At 50.2% G+C, this 2,729-nt stretch carries 4 protein-coding genes; all 4 read left to right on the top strand.

Annotated elements, in window-relative coordinates; all coding sequences use genetic code 11:
- Window positions 1-691 (top strand): energy transducer TonB (locus tag KDK16_RS05080; protein ID WP_257274974.1); only part of this gene is annotated, 691 nt, incomplete at its 5' end.
- A 20-nt stretch (window positions 692-711) separates the two neighbouring features.
- Window positions 712-1,332 (top strand): YqgE/AlgH family protein, encoded by a 621-nt coding sequence (locus KDK16_RS05075; RefSeq protein ID WP_257274973.1) that lies wholly within the window; start codon window positions 712-714, stop codon window positions 1,330-1,332.
- Window positions 1,333-1,375: 43 nt separating this feature from the next.
- On the top strand, window positions 1,376-1,816 hold the full coding sequence (gene ruvX, locus KDK16_RS05070) for a Holliday junction resolvase RuvX (protein ID WP_257274972.1): 441 nt from the start codon (window positions 1,376-1,378) through the stop codon (window positions 1,814-1,816).
- Window positions 1,794-2,657, top strand: a complete 864-nt coding sequence (locus tag KDK16_RS05065) for a hypothetical protein (protein WP_257274971.1) — start codon at window positions 1,794-1,796, stop codon at window positions 2,655-2,657. The genes ruvX and KDK16_RS05065 overlap by 23 nt, the downstream gene beginning before the upstream one ends.
- Window positions 2,658-2,729: the final 72 nt, after the last annotated feature.

The raw sequence follows: 2,729 nt of genomic DNA, 5'->3' as shown, positions 1-2,729 counted from the left end.
CTTTCTGGCCCAGCTGAATCAGCAGGGCAGTGGCACACTTGAAAAGAAAGACATACCCACTACTGATCGCAAAGCAGATATTCAGGACAATCAAATTAACGAGGTAAAGCTTCAGCCTCAGGAAGCTGCAGCACCTGAAACACAGGCAGAGAAAACACCACAGGTAGTTACCCGGGCTGAGAGCAAGAAAAAGGTTCAGGACAGTGACGTTATTGACCAGCCCACAACCGAACAGCCCAAAAAAGCCGAGCCCCGCAAGCACATTGATCTGCGTCAGGAGATTGCCAGCCTTGAAGCTCAGCTCAGTGATCAGCGTCAGGCCTACGCCAAGCGCCCTAACGTAAAACGACTGACCTCAGCCTCCACCCTATTTGAACCCGGTGCTGCTTACAAAAATGCCTGGAAGCAGAAAGTCGAGCGTATCGGCAACCTGAATTATCCTGCCAAAGCCCGCCAACAACAACTTTATGGCGAGCTCCGGCTGATGGTCGCCATTAACCGTGATGGCACTCTGTCTAATATCGAAATCTTAAAATCTTCAGGTTATAGCGTTCTGGATGATGCAGCTATCCGAATCGTGAGATTAGCGGCTCCCTACGCGCCCTTCACAGATGATTTACGGGATTACGATATTGTCGAAATCATTCGTACCTGGCGTTTTGAAAAGGGTGACAGACTGTTCAGCCAGTAACGCTTGTATGTCGGCAGTCATTGAGTGCTTTATTTGCCATCGGGGCCGTTTGCCCTGATACTCCCCTCATGAGCAGAGAAACCTTTCAAAGCTTCAAAAACCACTTCCTGATCGCTATGCCCAGCATGGCCGATACTTCTTTTGCAGGCACTCTGACTCTGGTTTGTGAACACAGCCCCGCCGGAGCGTTGGGAATTATCATTAATCGCCCGATCGGACTGACACTGGGTGAAATTTTCAGTCAGGTAGGCATCAAGGACACAGAAGAATGTTTCCTTAGTCCCGATGCCATTTATGCCGGCGGCCCTGTATCAGTTGAAAGAGGCTTTGTGCTTCACTCTGGCAGCGATCACTGGGAGTCCAGTCTGGAAATCAGCCAGGGGCTTCAGCTAACCACTTCCAGAGACATTCTATTCGCCATGGCCCGGGACGAAGGCCCTGATGATTCGCTGGTAGCCCCGGGTTATGCTGGCTGGGGTGGGGGTCAGCTTGAAAGAGAGTTGTCTGATAATGCCTGGCTCACCTGCAAAGCGAATCAACAGATTATTTTCGAAACGCCTTTTCAGCGACGTCTTGATGCTGCCGCCAAATCGCTGGGGGTCGATCTTCGACTGCTCTCTGATCAGGTTGGCCACTCTTGACGCTCCTTAACGAAAATCTATCTCTGGCAACGTTTAAGAAAACATGACTGAAAAAAAACTGAACACGCTGATGGGCTTTGACTTTGGTACACGCAACATTGGCGTGGCCGTCGGTCAGGCTGTGACCCGAACAGCAACCGCATTGCCCTCTGTCAAAGCAAAAGACGGTATTCCCAACTGGGCCGATATCGCCGCGCTGATAAAAGAATGGCAGCCTGATGCAGTAGTGGTCGGTATCCCTTTGAATATGGATGGCACCGAGTCCCAGATGTCGATGCGTGCCAGAAAATTCGGCAAACGTCTTCATGGTCGTTACAACCTGCCTTTCTATGAAGCGGATGAGCGTCTAAGCTCTTTTGAAGCCAAAGACTGGGCAAACAAACTGGGTCATAGTGGACACTATGGCTCTAATCCGGTCGATGGTATGGCAGCACAAATCATACTGGAAGGCTGGATGAACGATGAGAACAACCCGGTGCTCTAGCTACGCTCTTTCAACTCTGTTGATTCTATTCCTGGTCGCCCCGTGTTTGAAATCCCGGGCCAGTGAGAGGGACATTATTCACCCTCTCTGCTTTGAGCCTTTCGCCAGTCTGGGAAAAACCAGCCACTCCCCGGGCAAGAAAACCATCAAACTGAATGACTGTCTGAATAAATACATCAAGTACCCTTTCAAAAAGCCTGCCCCCTGGCAAGCCGTTTTTGAGAAAAACGATCAACCCAAAGACAACAGTGAGGCCGGCTTACCCACATACTCCAGCTACCAATTAATCGGAGAGATGGAAAACCGGCAGGTGTTGATGAGTTATTCTGCCGCTTACGGAGGCAGCGGCACATTCAGTCATGCTTTTCTGGTTGATGGCATCTCACTGCAAAATCAGGTTCCCGACAAGAATACACTGACTCAGACGTTGTACATTGAAGGCGGCGATCGCTGCTTCGGAAGTATTGAACACCTGTCAATTATTTCGCCACAGAGATTTGAGATCCGGCGCAAAGTAACACCCAGTGCGCTCATTGGTTTTGGGATGGAGGCGGACTACGCACAAAGGGTGACGAAGGGCCTGCCAGACTGTGCTTTATGTTGCATAGGCAGTTTAGTGGAGCAGGTAGATATGAAGGGTAATCGGGAACTGATGAACATCATTCTGCTGCCAAGAGAATTGCGTGAAACGGATACAGCGCAGGAACGCTGCCTGAACCGTCTCACCAAAGCAGACACCCATACCGATATTTTCACCAAAGAAAATCTTAAAACCCTTCAGCAGAATTACATCGATGAGTGTCTGGGGGATATGACCCCCTCCCTCAAGGATCTTCTCTAGCTCATACTCATACACGACTAGGAGCCTGACCGAGAATAGCGCCCGTAGCGAGGACGGCAGAAAATTGAGGAT

The organism is Endozoicomonas sp. SESOKO4 (assembly GCF_024606275.1).
The sequence above is the reverse complement of the archived record's forward strand: the minus strand, read 5'-3'. Positions and strand labels throughout refer to the sequence as shown.

What these genes read in the sequence shown, in the direction of transcription:
- KDK16_RS05065 (WP_257274971.1), top strand. Translation starts at nt 1,794, where the DNA reads ATGAGAACAACCCGGTGCTCTAGCTACGCTCTTTCAACTCTGTTGATT.
- ruvX (WP_257274972.1), top strand. Translation starts at nt 1,376, where the DNA reads ATGACTGAAAAAAAACTGAACACGCTGATGGGCTTTGACTTTGGTACA.